Source organism: Mesorhizobium sp. M6A.T.Ce.TU.002.03.1.1, from assembly GCF_003997275.1.
GTDB classification, from domain to species: Bacteria; Pseudomonadota; Alphaproteobacteria; order Rhizobiales; family Rhizobiaceae; genus Mesorhizobium; species Mesorhizobium mediterraneum.
The window spans coordinates 1-14,454 of record NZ_RZTI01000145.1 but is presented as its reverse complement, the minus strand read 5'-3'; the positions used below and the strand labels follow the sequence as shown (position 1 = coordinate 14,454).

18 protein-coding genes and 2 pseudogenes are annotated in these 14,454 nt (G+C 60.2%); 12 read left to right on the top strand and 8 right to left on the bottom strand.

Translation table 11 applies throughout. The features are described 5' to 3' along the window. Positions 1-485: 485 nt before the first annotated feature. The 3 genes and pseudogenes from EOC93_RS28610 to EOC93_RS28600 all read right to left on the bottom strand — a co-directional run bounded on the left by EOC93_RS28610 (position 486) and on the right by EOC93_RS28600 (position 2,430). Positions 486-1,598 carry a TlpA disulfide reductase family protein gene (locus EOC93_RS28610; protein ID WP_126107345.1) on the bottom strand — a complete coding sequence of 371 codons (1,113 nt, stop codon included), beginning with the start codon at positions 1,596-1,598 and terminating at the stop codon, positions 486-488. 290 nt (positions 1,599-1,888) lie between these two features. Further along, positions 1,889-2,176 (bottom strand): annotated as a pseudogene (locus EOC93_RS28605) (pyridoxal-phosphate dependent enzyme); the annotation flags it as partial. Next, positions 2,173-2,430 carry a hypothetical protein gene (locus EOC93_RS28600; RefSeq protein WP_126104963.1) on the bottom strand — a complete coding sequence of 86 codons (258 nt, stop codon included), beginning with the start codon at positions 2,428-2,430 and terminating at the stop codon, positions 2,173-2,175. The pseudogene EOC93_RS28605 and the gene EOC93_RS28600, both read right to left, overlap by 4 nt. Positions 2,431-3,039: 609 nt before the next feature. Between EOC93_RS28600 and EOC93_RS28595 the strand changes: the two genes are divergently transcribed. The 6 genes from EOC93_RS28595 to EOC93_RS35610 all read left to right on the top strand — a co-directional run bounded on the left by EOC93_RS28595 (position 3,040) and on the right by EOC93_RS35610 (position 8,300). Further along, positions 3,040-3,969, top strand: coding sequence for a TauD/TfdA family dioxygenase (locus EOC93_RS28595; protein ID WP_126104964.1), 930 nt, complete (start codon positions 3,040-3,042; stop codon positions 3,967-3,969). 864 nt (positions 3,970-4,833) lie between these two features. Beyond that, the gene (locus tag EOC93_RS28590) at positions 4,834-5,055 is read left to right on the top strand and encodes a hypothetical protein (protein ID WP_126104965.1); all 222 of its coding nucleotides are present in this window, start codon (positions 4,834-4,836) and stop codon (positions 5,053-5,055) included. 817 nt (positions 5,056-5,872) lie between these two features. Then, positions 5,873-6,523: a multicopper oxidase domain-containing protein gene (locus EOC93_RS35090; protein ID WP_245458163.1), complete on the top strand. Its 651-nt coding sequence runs from the start codon at positions 5,873-5,875 to the stop codon at positions 6,521-6,523. Next, positions 6,435-7,256, top strand: a complete 822-nt coding sequence (locus tag EOC93_RS35085; protein WP_245461564.1) for a multicopper oxidase domain-containing protein — start codon at positions 6,435-6,437, stop codon at positions 7,254-7,256. Before EOC93_RS35090 ends, EOC93_RS35085 begins: the two co-directional genes overlap by 89 nt. Further along, positions 7,253-7,477: a DUF411 domain-containing protein gene (locus EOC93_RS35080; RefSeq protein ID WP_236372580.1), complete on the top strand. Its 225-nt coding sequence runs from the start codon at positions 7,253-7,255 to the stop codon at positions 7,475-7,477. The genes EOC93_RS35085 and EOC93_RS35080 overlap by 4 nt, the downstream gene beginning before the upstream one ends. 52 nt (positions 7,478-7,529) lie before the next feature. Then, positions 7,530-8,300 (top strand): redoxin domain-containing protein, encoded by a 771-nt coding sequence (locus EOC93_RS35610; RefSeq protein ID WP_245330000.1) that lies wholly within the window; start codon positions 7,530-7,532, stop codon positions 8,298-8,300. Positions 8,301-8,550: 250 nt separating this feature from the next. Here the strand turns inward: EOC93_RS35610 and EOC93_RS28555 are convergent, their stop codons facing one another. Further along, positions 8,551-8,967 (bottom strand): hypothetical protein, encoded by a 417-nt coding sequence (locus EOC93_RS28555; RefSeq protein ID WP_063169404.1) that lies wholly within the window; start codon positions 8,965-8,967, stop codon positions 8,551-8,553. Positions 8,968-10,234: 1,267 nt separating this feature from the next. Next, a complete protein-coding gene (locus EOC93_RS35070) occupies positions 10,235-10,609 on the bottom strand; it encodes a hypothetical protein (RefSeq protein WP_245458166.1) in 375 nt (124 codons plus the stop codon). Here EOC93_RS35070 and EOC93_RS35460 point away from each other — a divergent pair. Together EOC93_RS35460 and EOC93_RS35455 are read left to right on the top strand one after the other, a co-directional pair. Continuing rightward, on the top strand, positions 10,603-10,899 hold the full coding sequence (locus EOC93_RS35460) for a hypothetical protein (protein WP_281033164.1): 297 nt from the start codon (positions 10,603-10,605) through the stop codon (positions 10,897-10,899). The two genes, EOC93_RS35070 and EOC93_RS35460, sit on opposite strands and share 7 nt — an antisense overlap. Next, positions 10,848-11,096 (top strand): tyrosine-type recombinase/integrase, encoded by a 249-nt coding sequence (locus tag EOC93_RS35455; protein ID WP_236372574.1) that lies wholly within the window; start codon positions 10,848-10,850, stop codon positions 11,094-11,096. Before EOC93_RS35460 ends, EOC93_RS35455 begins: the two co-directional genes overlap by 52 nt. Before the next feature lie 46 nt (positions 11,097-11,142). Here the strand turns inward: EOC93_RS35455 and tnpB are convergent, their stop codons facing one another. The 3 genes from tnpB to EOC93_RS28535 are packed head-to-tail and all read right to left on the bottom strand — an operon-like array spanning position 11,143 to position 12,065. Beyond that, complete coding sequence (tnpB, locus tag EOC93_RS35450; RefSeq protein ID WP_127206282.1) at positions 11,143-11,298, bottom strand: IS66 family insertion sequence element accessory protein TnpB; 156 nt, start codon at positions 11,296-11,298, stop codon at positions 11,143-11,145. After that, positions 11,295-11,537, bottom strand: coding sequence for a transposase (locus EOC93_RS35055; RefSeq protein WP_245458167.1), 243 nt, complete (start codon positions 11,535-11,537; stop codon positions 11,295-11,297). Before EOC93_RS35055 ends, tnpB begins: the two co-directional genes overlap by 4 nt. Positions 11,538-11,591: 54 nt before the next feature. Continuing rightward, positions 11,592-12,065, bottom strand: a complete 474-nt coding sequence (locus EOC93_RS28535; protein WP_095488108.1) for a transposase — start codon at positions 12,063-12,065, stop codon at positions 11,592-11,594. Between the two features lie 409 nt (positions 12,066-12,474). On the opposite strand from EOC93_RS28535, the gene EOC93_RS28530 reads away from it, so the two are divergent. The 4 genes and pseudogenes from EOC93_RS28530 to EOC93_RS28515 all read left to right on the top strand — a co-directional run. Then, positions 12,475-12,750, top strand: coding sequence for a hypothetical protein (locus tag EOC93_RS28530; RefSeq protein WP_091600633.1), 276 nt, complete (start codon positions 12,475-12,477; stop codon positions 12,748-12,750). A 491-nt stretch (positions 12,751-13,241) separates the two neighbouring features. Next, positions 13,242-13,450: pseudogene (locus EOC93_RS35445) on the top strand (acyltransferase); the annotation flags it as partial. A gap of 153 nt (positions 13,451-13,603) precedes the next feature. After that, a complete protein-coding gene (locus EOC93_RS28520; RefSeq protein WP_029356603.1) occupies positions 13,604-13,885 on the top strand; it encodes an acyl carrier protein in 282 nt (93 codons plus the stop codon). Next, positions 13,886-14,454: beta-ketoacyl synthase N-terminal-like domain-containing protein (locus EOC93_RS28515; RefSeq protein ID WP_281033163.1), on the top strand; the 569-nt coding region annotated here is incomplete at its 3' end. It lies immediately after the preceding gene.

The following is a 14,454-nucleotide window of genomic DNA, read 5'->3' as shown; positions in this document are numbered from 1 at the left end:
TGCGCGGATCGTAAAGGCCTTGCGCGGCAAAGCCGGTATGGGTTCGCCCGATATTGGTCAGAGACGGATTTTTGACGGCTGGCGCTTTCGTCTGCGCGGCCGGGCCGTTCGTCGCAGATGGCGTCATGTCCGTCATCGTCCTGTCCTCGGTTCTTGCCTGGCGCAGAGACAGGCGGTCGGCTGCGTCCCCCGTCTTCCCCGCCTGTGGGCGCAGGTGGATCGGTGGGCAGCGCCGAGCTTCATGTTGCCAGCCTTACTCCAGTGCCATCTTTGACGGGTCCGGGAGACCCTTAGCGGCAGTATGTTTTGGTGAGTTGATCAGGCACGTCTTCTCCTTGCTCGGTCACGTGTTTGCGGATAACGGCGAGGCTGGGCTGGACGCCTGGGCCGGCCTATTTGTACAACCACGTCAGGGAAATGGACGAATTGGCCAGTAAGCCATTCGACTATCGCCCCTCTTTGGTTTCCTCCTTGGCCGCCCCCTTTCACCTTTTGGGAAAATCCTCTTGCGGAGCCACACAGAGAGCGCCGTAACAAACCTTCTCACCCTTGTAGTTGGCCAGAGCCTGCAGCAACTCGGGTAGAAGGTGCTGTTTCAGGTCGTCCGAGACAGGCTCCGGACCTTCCAGCGCTTTCAGTGTCTGCTCGAGCAACTCGATGGCGCGATCTTTGTTGCCGCTCTCATGATAGTACTGAGCGACCACCGGATAAGACAGGAACTTAGAGCCGCCGCCTTGCGGCAGTGCCACGATGTGTTTGGACAGCTCTTCGCCCATCGCGAAGCGCTCAGCAGACGGAAAGCCGGAATAATCAAAGCCCGGCGCGAAGAGTTGGTATAGCGCCCAATACATCCATTCCTCGGACTTTCTGTCGATCGCGTCGCGAACGAATTGGCGCATTACGGGCAAGCCGGCCTGCATGTCGCGCATTCTGTGAAGCAACAGATTGACATGACTCACTCGGAAGTTGAGTTTGTCCGGTATCAAGGCGATGCCTTCTTCAATCGCCGAGAGCGCCGTCTTCCAATCCTCGGCCTCCATTGCCGGCCGAAGTTTGTCGTATATGGGCTTGGTCAGCGCTTGTTCGCGCGCTATGGTTTCGCCTTCCGCAATCCGCTCCGTATCGGCGGATTTTGCCTGATCGCTGGTGCGCCAGCTGCCGTTAAGCACCTTCGGCAAAACCTCATCGAGTTGCGTGGGATGACCGATAAAGGCGATGTGGCCGTCTCGGTCGACCACGAACGAGGTCGGGACCCCGTAAGAAAAGCTGGGCCCCATCCAAAGCTTGTCCATTTCGCCTGTGGAGTCGAATGCGATCCGATAGTTCAGATTCGGGAATTTTTCGGTCAACCAAGCGTCCAACGTGCTTCGGGCCTCGTCGGCCGTTGGAGCGTCTTCAGAAGCCGCGACTCCGACGATCTCAACGCCGTTGTCCTTGTATTTCTCCTGCAGCTGGATCAGATGGGGCATCCCGTCCACACATGGGCCGCACCAAGTTGCCCAAAATTCGACTATGCACACTTTGCCGGGCTCAAAGCTGGTGAGGGGCTCGCCACGCAGCCAGTTCTCGACTTTAATCGAAGGAGCCGGGGACTCCATCTGCAATACCACGTTGCGGTCCAAAGCTATTTCCAAAGGTTTCTGCACGAGCTGGTTTCCTCTCAGAGACGGCACACGGGTTCAGGGAGGAGCGGATCGCTCGTCTTGCCCCATTGAGTGCAGTCACAGTCACTCAGTGTCAAAAACCATGCCAACGCGCTCAGCGCGCAGTTAGCGCCCATTGCTTCGAAAAACCTCGACAGTGCCCAGATGTTGGTTGTAATGAACCTGACATTTGTCTGACGCTGTCAGCTTTTGGACACGCGATCACGCGCTTCGTGCCGCCAGAAGGCCAGGCCGAGCCCTGTGTTGCCAGCGGTCGCTTCGATGATTGTACCGCCCCGCGCGAGCTGGCCACGCTGTTCGGCATTAACGATCATCGACAACGCAATGCGATCCTTGATCGATCCGCCGGGATTCTGGCTTTCGAGCTTGACGAAGAGACGACACCTGCCGGTATCGAAGCTCTTCAGTTCGACGACCGGCGTCTCCCCAATCAGATCGAGCACTGACGCAAATGGCGGACGCAGGCGAGAGGACGCCTTTGTCGACGGTCGGCGGAACGTCTCGAGGCTCATGCGGCTGCGGTCTCCAGAATGTCGGCATAGTGCCATTGCGCAGCATCGGGATGCGAGCGCAGTCGGCTCTTCAGCAGTTGCGGAACAGTGGATTGTCGGGGTCGCTGGCGGGGGACCCGCTTCGGCAGCCGTTCAGGCGGCAGGTCAAGAAACCGTATGTCGGCATCAAGCAGCGCGCCGAAGAAGAAGGGAATCGAAACAGTGCCCTTCGAAAGACCCAGGGCAACGGAAATCATTGCATCGGGCGAGTTCATGCGCCTGAAGCAGCGCTGCCTGCAACTGCTTCATAGCGACAGGCGGGCGAGACTCTAGCGAGGCTTTCGCCGCTTGGTTGATTGAGGCTCTCGACGAAGCCACCAGATTCGGCGGCCGATAATAGCTTGCTGCTCATTGGGACGTCGACCAACGCCGGGATTGAGAAAGGCAACCCTGCCCCACAAGGCGGGTGTCACACGTGCGGTGCGTCCGCTCGTCACGCCGGATGGTTTTTGAGACCTGGTTTCACGGCTAATCAGATGCACCCCTGTCGTCGTTTCGGTGCAGGCCGCCAGGGGGGCGTGTTGCAGCAGCTTGCAATTAGTTTCGCCACTACGGGGCGTGCGAGCACGGGGCTGCACAATGAGATCATATGCCGGCGTGGGGACCAAAGTGTGGCGCAGCCTTAGAGAACTCAACACCGAGACCGGAGCAACGGAGACTGCTCTTTCGTCGAGCCAGTTTAAATTAGAACATTCTTTCTATAGTTTACGTCAATTATCCTGTTCGATAGCTCTGTCGACTAGCGATGAGACTTTTCAACGCAGCGCGGACATCCGCTGGCCGGATGTGACTTGCTATCCTTTCAAGATCAAACAGGAGAACCCATGAGCAATCCACTCCTTGTCAACCGGACCATTCTTGACTCCGACGTTGTACCGCTGACCAGCCGTGTCGGAGCTGAAATCAGAGGCGTTCGCCTTGGCGGAGACCTTTCGGATGCAGCGATAGCAGCCATCAACCAGCTTCTTCTAAAACACAAGGTGATCTTCTTCCGCGGCCAGGAGCATCTCGACGATGCGGAGCAGGAATTGTTCGCGCGGCGTCTGGGTGACCTTGTACCTCATCCCACGCAGGGGCCGGCAGCCGGCACGGCCTCAATCCTCAATCTCGATTCCGGCCGTGGCGGTGGCAGGGCAGACCAGTGGCATACCGATGTGACTTTCGTCGATGCCTATCCGAAATTCTCGGTCCTACGTGGCGTCGTCATTCCGGCGGCGGGGGGCGACACGATCTGGTCCAACACGCACGCCGCGTACGAGAATCTGCCGGCGCCGCTCAAAATATTGGCGGACAATCTGTGGGCTATTCATAGCAATGCCTACGACTACGCAGCCGTGCGCCCGCGCGCCACAGCCGAAGAGAAGAGGCACTTCGAGGAAGTCTTCACATCGACGATCTACGAGACCGAGCATCCGGTCGTGCGCGTCCATCCCGAAACCGGGGAGAAGTCGCTGCTGCTCGGCAATTTCGTGCAGCGCCTCGTCGGCCTTTCCAAGAGCGATTCCGCCAAACTCTACGAGGTGTTCCAGTCCTACGTCACTGCCCCGGAAAATACCGTGCGGTGGCGCTGGCAAGTAAGCGACGTCGCTATCTGGGACAACCGTGCTACCCAGCATTATGCGGTCAACGACTATGGCGACCAGCACCGGGTTGTGCGTCGCGCTACGGTTGACGGTGACGTTCCGATCGGCGTCGACGGTCGCCGCAGTATAACCCGTGTCAAGGCAGCCAAGCCGGCGGCGAAGGCAGCCTGACCGTCTGAACAGGGTAAAGATGAAAACTTCGTATCGCCGCGGCCATATCGCGCTGCTTAACCGCCCCACAAAGCCTTATGATTTCCGAGAAGCAAGGCGAGTTGCGGGCTCGAGGCTTGGCCCGAAATCGAGGTCCTGCAGCGTAGCGCATGGCTCGAGTCGCTGCTCGTGGCCCCGCTGCAGCGGTACAGGTCCCCCACCGCCCCACCATCTCGCCCGCCCTGCACCTCGGATAGCGATCATTCACCGTTTGTTCATTATGATAGCGCACGATCATAACTGGACATGCTGGTAGCTCGTACATGCCTGAAGGCCCTGCGCGCCGACCCAGCGCCGGGGCCTTTTTACTTCCGCAAAATCGATTCCAGCAACGCGGGCACTTCGCAGGATGTCGCAATCCCGCGCTTGCGATGATACGCCGTACAGCGAATTGCGCGAACCAAACGAATTTGGGTTCCTCAAATATAGAATCGTCGATACCGATCCTGATGGATCGAGCCTCGACGACGAAGTCAACCATCTTCAAACGGAATTATTCAACATTGCCGAGAGCTCCCGGTGTGCCGTCGAAGCCGACATTCGGGAGGTCAGCGGTCACCAACGATCATGGTGATCGCCAGCATCTTTCGTATTCACATGACCGTCGGCCTGGTACTTTCCCGAGGCATGACATGAGTGGGTCTTCCTAGCACCGATTTGGCCCGGTAGGATTTGCAGGGGGCGCGGACAAGCGGATGAACAAACGGAATGATGCTGGAAAACTGCGCGCCTGCTGGGATTTAGCCGACCGTCGATAGGAACATAGCCCTGGTCGACGGCTTTCTGAAGGGCAAGAGTTTCGCCGACCTGGCTCAGGAACATGGCTTGTCGACAACGAGGGTGCGCCAAATCATCGAGAAGGCCGATCGGCTCGTGGGCGGCGGCATTCAGACCAAGACTGAAACGTCCAACGCCTCGCCTCGATCCGATTTCATGGTCGACTATCCCTATGTGTGCAAATTGGCCGAGAAGCACCGGCTGGGTAGCGTCACGCCGCATCATTCTTTGCGGAGCTGGAGCGCGCGGGATCGCTGGAGCGGCTGGTGAAAGCGGTTGCCGGGGCGCACGCCAACAACAACACGTGAGCTGGCGCCTCGTGTGGCAAAAGGAGACGAGAGCCCATGGCCTGCAATGAAGCGATCAAGCATTGCGATCGTGGAACCAAGCTGCCCAGTCGACCATCCGAACCGCGGCCTTCAATGCCAGCTCGCCTTGGAATCGGCCTTCCAGGAATTGGCTGAGCGCGCAGCGGAATCCGGCTGGACCGAGGAGATAGCCACGCGCTCCTCGAACTCGCCGGCGCGCGCCTTAGGAGCGACTCCGCCAATGACGAGACTGAGAGGACGATTAATCCTGCCAGGGCAACGAGAGAGCGGCAGGTTCAAGAAGCTTCGCCTGACCCGATAGGAACGTCGCTGCGCCAAAATTGGCGGTGAAGGCTGACCGCGGCCGAGTCGGGCAAGCGAGCGAAGTGCTGAAATAAGGGCGTGAGAATCCAAGACATCGTTTGTAGAGAGCATCGAGCTTCGCGAGATTGTGGTATAGGATCGACCGCAGGTGTTCTCGGAGCGCTCGCAGAACCCGGGATTCTTCCGCGGCACCCGCCAAGGCGAAGAACGATCAGAGTTGCACGATAACGCTTAAAAGCGAGCCTTCCTCCGAAAGTCTGCGCGCGCAGTTCCACGGTCCGATGCGCTTTCATAGCTATTCCAATCGCCGCGCCCATTCTCTCCCGGATCAGGTCCAGCGGGTCTGCAGTGCATGCGCCCCCAAAGTGGACGCCATTGGGCCGGGTGAACCGGGCTCGATTGCGCGCCGAAGGCCCGTTCCAGGCCCGGAAATCCGGGTCCGTCAGGGCGAGCGCGTGCGGGTCGAGGTAGAGAACGGCCTTGCCGAGAAAACGACCGTGCACTGGCATCGCGTGCGTGTGCCACATGCCATGGATGGCGTGCCTCACCTCACGCAGAAGCCGATTGGAGCGGGCGAGCGCTTCGTCTACGAGTTCGACGCCGTCGACGTCGGCACCTTCTGGCATGACCCGCACCAGAGGAGCTTCGAACAGGTCGGGCGCGGACTTTATGGTCCGCTGATCATCGAGGAACCGGCGGCGGTGCGGGCCGATCGCGAGGTGACCTGGATGCTCGGTGACTGGGGGCTGACGAAATCTGGCGCAATCAGCGAGGATCTCGGCAACCGGCACGACATTCACCACGATGGCCGCGTCGGCAACACGGTTACCATCAATGGCCGCGTGCCGGATACCTTTGCGGTCAGAAAGGGCGAGCGCATCCGGCTGCGGCTGATCAACGCCGCCAATGCACGCATCTTCAGTCCCGACTTCACGGGTTTTCGGCCGGCCGTCATCGCGCTCGACGGCCAGCCGGTGACGCCACACGCGCCGGAGGCGGGTGGTGCTGGGTCCCGCAATGCGCACCGATCTGATCCTCGACATGACAGGCAAGCCGGGCAGCCGGATTTCGATCTTCGACCGGTTCTACGAGGGGCTGGAATATGAGCTCGTCGATCTTGTTTATTCCGACACTCCGCTTAGGGCACGTGTGCTTGATTGGCCGCTGAACCTGCCGACCATTCCGCTGCCGGAGCCGGACCTCGATACAGCGTCCCGCAACGAAGTCGTCTTCACCGGCGGCATGATGGGCGAGATGGTGGCGCAGGACATGGGTGAAAGCATGGGTCCGGGGACGATGAATTCCGGCACCGCCTGGTTCATCAACGGCGTCGCCGCCGACGAGGCCAATCACGACATGAAGCCGGGGCTGACGCTCTTGCGGAATAAGAGCCACGTCATCGCCACGACCAACGCAACCGCGTGGCATGATCCGATCCATCTGCACGGCCATTCCTTCCGGGTGATTTCCCGCAACGGCCAGCCCACCCCACGTCGCGAATGGCAGGACACGGCGCTGGTTTCGCCGCGCGAGAAGGTCGAGATCGCCTTCGTCGCCGACAATCCCGGCAATTGGATGTTCCACTGCCACGTTCTCGAACACCAGGCGGCCGGTCGCCTGACCAGTCCACAAGCCGAAGGAGAAGCAAAAATGTCCAATACCCTGATAGCTCTTGTCCTCGCCTCGATCCTGTCAGGCGCCGCTCCGGCGTTCGCCGGCGAAAGGACGTCACGCTCTACAAGAACCCGCAATGCGGCTGCTGCGAAGGTTATGCCGGCTATTTGCAGGAAACGGCTTCGCTGTCACCGTCAAGGCCGACTCACGACCTTTTCGCCATGAGCCGCGAAGAGGGCATTCCGCCGGAAGCCGATGGCTGCCTTCTCTCGTTCATCGACGGCTATGTGGTGAGCGGCCATGTGCCGGTCGGCACGGTCAACAAGCTCTTGACCGAGCGGCCCGACATCAAAGGGCATGACGCTGCCCGGCATGCCGATGGGCTCCCCCGGCATGAGTGGCACGAAGGAAGCGCCCTTCGAGATTCTCGAAATCCGGAAGTCTGACGGGACCGGCGGCGTCTACGCCACGGAATAGGAGGCTTCGATGATGGAATGCATGAGCGGCATGATGATGTTCGGCATGGGCCTGGTGTGGCTGCTTGTCGTCGTCGTGCTCGTCCTCGGGACGGCCGCGCTGATCAAGTACCTGTTCTCCAGCGGCGGCAAAGGAGAAGGGCGTCGGTCCTCTTATCGATGCGTGGCCGCGGCAGGCCTCGGATTGGTCTGGACATTGCCTTGGCTCGCCAACCGGATGGCCGGTGGCGGCGCCCCGGCCGCGGCGATAGCGCTAGGCAAGACGGTTTTAGCCAGGCGAAGGTCAGCGCGATTGGAAAGCCCGCTGCCTTCGGGACGCATGCCGGCGCCGGGACCGGCCGCGGTCGTCGGCGGCGGCTACCAGAGCGACATGCCGGGCTTCGGGAATGTCCTCACCGACGAGGAGATCCGGGCCGTTCTGGCCTTCATCAAAAGCACATGGCCCGAGCGGGAACGCGCCTATCAGGCAGATGAGCCGCCGGGAGCGGGAGCAGACACAGTGAGACCAATCCTAGCCGCGGAGCCCTCGAACGCCCCCAACCGGAATGCATTGTCCATGAAAGCGAAACCGTCGCTTGCGATTCAATTTCTGGCGCTGATCCTCGCGACCTCCGCGCTGGCCCACCATCCGGGCGCCGATCTCGACAAGATGAGGGACAGCGCGGAGAGGTTCTTCCAGGCGATCGACGAGCAGGCCGCGCCGCCTTTCGAACTGGCCGACGCGGACGGAAGGGCCGTCCGCCTTTCCGATTTCTCCGACAAGATCGTGGTGCTCTACTTCATGACGAGGTAACCTTGGAAGAAGAAGGCGACGGCCACTGGCGGCAGGATGGCAAGCACGCTGGCCGCAAAAAGCGGCCCATACTCATAGAAGCGGGCCGGTTCTGTCGCAAATCGTGCTTTTGGCCACAACTGGACGCTTTCGCGCGCTTATGGACCAGCTCACATGTCCAACAACGCAAGCAGATGACAGGGCTCGACGTGCCCCGGGGTGGCGCCCTACTTCCACGCTCGCACTGTCACACTCCCGCCGAAAGGCGGGTTTAGTGAGTTATGGCAGTGACTGTGCCACCAGTCCAAACGTCGAGTTTCGCGGCAACTTCGACACTTTCCTTAGCTGACTTGCCCAAAACCAGCGCGGCCAAAGCATACTGCTTACCGCTCCCGATGGCATAATATTCACCTTTCACGGGATCACTTGGCAGCCAATTGCCGTCCAACAATACGGCTTCCCCATTTTTGCGCACTATCAGCGCCTCAAATTCAAAATTGTCGTCGTTGCGCGGCACAGGAATATCAGAAACATCCATGCCCTTCTCAACCCAGTCTCGAACGGCCTTTGGAATACCCAAGGACGAAGAGGAAACGCCGATGAGTGTGCCGTCGCATAAGCGAAACACCTTCGTTTTCTCACCGACGGATACTGAGTCAAAACCCAAGGCTCGGCCGTCGCCAGCCATGGTTCCGTTCCTGTAAGCTATTGTTGTCATTGGCACCCTTCTATCGCTACATCAAACTTCAGGACCTTGCGCATGTCCCCTGTGTCAAGGTCACTGACCGACGGCCTATTTGCCTGATACACGATACAGGCTGCGCTCCTTGAGTTCGCGCACGGGTGGCCGTCATCTTGCCGCCTTCGCGCAATGCCTTGAACAGGCCGAGTCTGTCCCCCAGCGGGAATGACAACCACCTCCATGTCGTTGAAAAGCAGGAAATCCGTCACTTTGCCTCGTCGGTAACGGGCGGAGCCGGAGCGGTCGTCACCGGGCAAGCGCGGTCGCAGTAGGTATCCTGGGCAGCCCGTCAGACATGGATGGCTCCGGTTGTGGTGACGGGGAGGGCGATAAGCAAGTTCGGGCCAAGTGATTGTTCCGCGGCTGTATGTTTTGGTGAGGTGATCATGCGACTTCTTGTTGGTCGGTCACGTGTTTGCGGATAACCAGCATGCGCTGTGCCAAATGAGAAAACCATTTAAAGTCAATCCAGCAGATCTGACTGTATTCCGACATTGTCGGAAATTGGACATCGCCGAACGCGAGCGCTCGGGGCTTGTGATGATACTTGGGCGTGCTGCTTCGGAGGAGGGATGCGCCTCGTACCGGCCGCGAAGCCTTCCTGCATTTAAGGCGCCAGATCAATTGAACGCGCATACCAGTCAGCCGTCCCGTCGTTTAGTCCAAATGGCGATCCATCTCAGCGCGCTCACGCCATCCACCTTTCTGCGCGACCCAAGCTAAACACGCTCGGCGATGATTAGGATACCGACTACATCTGGACCCGCCCGGCCCTGCTCGCCTGCGAGACTTGAGGCGTTCGTCGATCGGATAGAGGTTTCGATTCAGGAGACGTGCTTCGTGATGCGGCCATGATAGGCCGGTCCCTCACCGACTGCCGCACGCTCGGAAGAAGCCAAGGTAGGCGACAAGCCTCTGTGGATCGCTGAAGCGCCGAATGTTGCCGATTGCCGCGGCAACGTTCGCACCCACGGTGACGTCGGAGGCAACGTCATCAGGCGACGGATTGTCGGATCTAGTGGGCATGCACCGCGATATCCGCCTCGACCACCGTCAACGCCTCGTTGATCTGATGATCAAGCCGAGGTGGCACTCGATGGCGGCGCGCTCAAGGAGCAGCATGCGAACACCTACTCCTAGCGCCGCTCCTGGAGTCCTATTTCCGCCGGCGCCTGACGAAGCAGCGCAATGCGACTCCCGCGACCGTGGCCAGCTATCGCGATGCCTTGCGCATGCTGATCCTCTTTGCCGCCGCCCGATTGCGGAAGAAGCCGGCGGCGTTGGCGCTCGAAGAGCTGATCGAGATCTCGTTCTCGCTTTTCTCGACGAACTCGAGGAGAAGCGGAACAATTCCGTCACCACGCGCAACGCCCGCTTGGCCGCGATCCGATCTTTCTTCCGCCACGTCGCTGCCGCCGACCCTGCATCCTTCGGCGTCGCCCAACGCGTGCTGACGATTCCCATTAAACGGACGCACATTGACGTGACGTACCACCTCACCACGGCCGAAGTGGACACCCTCATCGCGGCGCCCGATCCAAAGACGCCCCGTGGTCGGCGCGACGAGCCTTTCTGCTCTTCTTGGCACGGACCGGCGCCCGGGCCTCCGAAGCCACCGGCGTCAACGCAAACGACCTTCAGTTGGAGCGGCCGCACCCACAAGTGCTGCTGCGCGGCAAAGGGCGTAGAGACCGCGTCGTCCCCATTGCTAAGGACCCGGCTGCGGGCGCTGACATCCTTGTTGAGCCAGCGCGGGATCGCCCATCACGAGCCGCGACCGATATTCCTCGGCGCCCGCAACGAGCGCCGGGCCTACCAGACCGGCTTTGGCCGACAAGCCCATATCGCCGCACATCTTCCGGCACTCCCTCGCCATGAAGCTTCTCCAGTCCGGCGTGGACCTTTTGACGATCCAAGCCTGGCTCGGGCATGCACGGGTCGCCACGACCCACCGCTATGCCACAGCGGATGTAGAGATGATGCGCAATGGACTCGAGAAGGCGGGCGTCACCGGCGATCACGGCGTGCGTTTCCGACCAAATGACTCCGTTCTGCAACTGCTGAACTCCATCTGAATCTTTATGTGGCGGAGGCAAGCTGGGTTTGGCCGGTCCGAAGGGGTCAGGGCGGCTCCGCCACATAATCTCGCCCGACGCATAAATGCGGATCCCGGCCCGATGTCTCCTGAATCTGCAGAGCGAGACCCTGCATTCCGCGACGCATATCGGTCCGGCCCACCGCCAACCAGATCCGCACCTGGCTCGGGACCGGGATCATGACACGCCCCGCGCCTTCACCATCGCCGCTGCCAGTGTTGGCGGCGTGGTCAGTGGAATCCGCAGCCGCACCTTGCCGGCGACCTCCAGCTCGATCACCACTGGCGGCGGGAGCGGCTGGGCGCGTTCGTCAAGAACGTCTTCAGTTGCCGGCTGCCCGGTCTCAGGTCGAAACAGCTCGTTGCGCCAGTATCGGCTGCTGGGGCGCGACGCTGTGTCACAGGAAGAAAGGAAGGTCACCTTGGAGCTCAGGTCAGTCGCCCCTCGGGCTTTTTGCCTATGGCGGCAAAGGGCTCAAGCAAGCCCGAGCTTTTTCCTGAGCTCGGCGTTTTCTTTCCGGAGCCGGTCAGCGAGGAGCTTCTTCAGACGGGCGTTCTCTTCTTCAAGCTTCACAAGATCCTTGAGCTCATCGCTCTGTGTTGTCTGCCCAGCAGCCCTTTTCCAGTGATAGTACGTCTGTTCCGATATTCCAGCGTTCTGAACGGCTGCCTTGATACTCTCTCCCCGTCCGATCTGCTTCTCGATCTCGCCGAGCTTCTGGGCACGCTCGTTCTCAGAGTAATTTCTCCGCGCTGCCCGGACTGTAGGCGAAGCGATCGCTTTAGATGAAGACGCCTGAAGAGCCGAGCTGGCGGCGCTGGTTCGTATAGCACCTGCGCGCTGCGCGGTCCGCTTCCGCGTCTTCGGCGCCTTTATATCGGGTGTCTGTTCCTTCACGGGCACCTCGCCTGCTGCCTGGGTTGCCTCAGTTTCCTTAAGGTTGGACATCAGAAACTCCCTGCGATTTCAAACATCTATTCTAGCACGCAGCATCTAGAACTTATGGGCTTTGTCAACTGCGGCCACAAAACCGTGCTCGCCAATGTCGCCGTCCGACGCGTTAACATGATGCCAGTAACTGCGGCAATGCAATCGGTTCGCAATCCGCAACAAAGAGTATCGGCTGGATGTGCACGACGCCCCAGTCTCTGAAACAGCGTAGCCGCCCGGTAAGAGCCGCTTTCAGTCTGCCTTAGAAACAAGGTGGTCGGTCGCCACTCCCGCGCATACTATCCGTCTACTCTTGCTCCTCGCACGGCGCCAGGTCCTCGTCATCGATGCCGGGCAGCGTCGCAGCGGCTAAGCCAGCCACTCGCATTGCTCCCTGACAGGATGGTGCCGATCCTGCTGAGATCGCATGCTGGCGCGACGTTGCTTTGCGGCCACCGTCGCGCCTGCCCGTGAACTGTTCGCGCCTGTGCTCATGCTCGCCTTGACACCCTCGATGGGTCCATCCGGGATGGTCAACCATCCGGAACATAGCGGGCAGGCGGGCATCTTCACCAGCAGTCTCTGTGTCGCTCTCGTGGCGGCAAACAAGATCGAGGCTGGCGGGGTGATGATCAACGGTCCTCGAACCATCGATTTTGATCGCGGTGGCCGTTCAGTGTGTTCAAACACGAGGCGCCGTTAGACGGCACCGCAGCATCATAGCGAAGTGCCATGCAGGACGACTCCCTGCAGCATCGTCTCGCGCAGCCAAACACTTGCCGGATCACTGTTGTGAACGGCCGGACGTTTGACGGCCTGTGACGCGAAAAGGCAGCGGAAGATCTAGCATTTATGGGGGAAATGTTTTTTCGGAGTGCTTGACCCGCAGGAAGGGCATGACTGCCTATCGCCCGACCCGGCAAGGCCGCACTCATGACCGGCTGGGCTCGGATCCTGCATGCCGCGCCCGTGAGGTTACTTGTCGGAAGTGCGTCGAGCACAACGACGAGATGTAGTTCACGATCTTTGAAACGCGTGGTCAACTATCCAAAGTGTGGATGCCTTTCATCGAAACAAACGATTTCATCAATGTTGTGGAATCCTGCATGGGCAGAAGCACCTGACGCACACCGATGCCCCACTGCCTCATGGCGTGGCGAGCGTCTTAAGAACTGCCCGAAAGGAGAACTTTTCATGCGCTCTACCGGGCAGTGGAGTGCTGGGAAAGGGAGTTGCAACTGACCGGCCATGTCAACTGTCCGACTTCTTCCGAGCCTATGGACAGACTGGGAACCTTCCACGCAAAGCCATTCGAAAGCGGCCGCAGTTGGGCCGGCGCGAGACCGGAAGCCCGCGCAATCGGCTACGACGCGCACGGTGTAGCGGCTCACATCGTCATACTGCACCTACGCCACACACCGGCCGGACCTGATCCGGCTTTATGAGCATTGGGCTTTGTCAGTCGCACAAGCGTGATGGCTTTCGCGACGCGGCGCGCCTCAGGAACTGAGCCGCGGGTCCGGGTCGAAACGCGGGAAAGAAAGACAGGAAACAGAATGGCCGATCAATTCGCAACGGACGTCATTGCCCTGATCAAGAAACGCGCCGAGTCGGAGAGCGGTGAGGGAATGCCTGCGTCATTCGTCGGCGAGATAACAATCGCCACGGAACTGGACGCGCTCGGGTTCGATTCGCTGGGTTTGGCGGACGTCCTCTGGGATGTGGAACAGGCCTACGGCATCAAGATCGATATGAACACGGCCGATGCCTGGTCCAATCTCAAGAATGTCGGCGACGTCGTGGAAGCCGTCCGCGGCTTGCTTGCGAAGGAGGCTTGAATGGACAGGCGCGTCGTCATCACCGGAGTGGGCGGCCTGTGCGGACTGGGCACCGACGCCGCCTCTATGTGGAAAGAGATGCGCGAAGGCCGCTCCGCCATCGGCCCGCTCGCCAATTCCGAGCTTCATGACCTGGAGGGCATGACGGGCGCTGAGATCAAGGCGCTGCCCGAGCACGACATCAACCGGGGGCATCTCATCTCCATGGACCGCTTCAGCTTGCTCGCCGTGCTTGCGGCGCGCGAAGCCATGCGGCAGGCCGGACTTTCCTGCGACGAAGGGAATGCCCATCGCTTCGGCGCGACAGTGGGCGTCGGATTTACCGGTTCATACGCAACAGAACAAACTTACCGCTCACTGCTTTTGGGTAGCGCAATCCGTGCTGAACTCTTCACTGGAGTAAAGGTGATGCCCAGCGCCGCTTCCGTCCATCTTAGCTTGAGCCTCGGCTTGCGCGGGCCGGTGTTCGGGGTGACCTCCGCATGTGCCTCGGCCAACCATGCGATCGCCTCGGCGGTGGATCAGATCAAGCTGGGCCGGGCCGACGTAATGGTTTCCGGGGGCAGCGA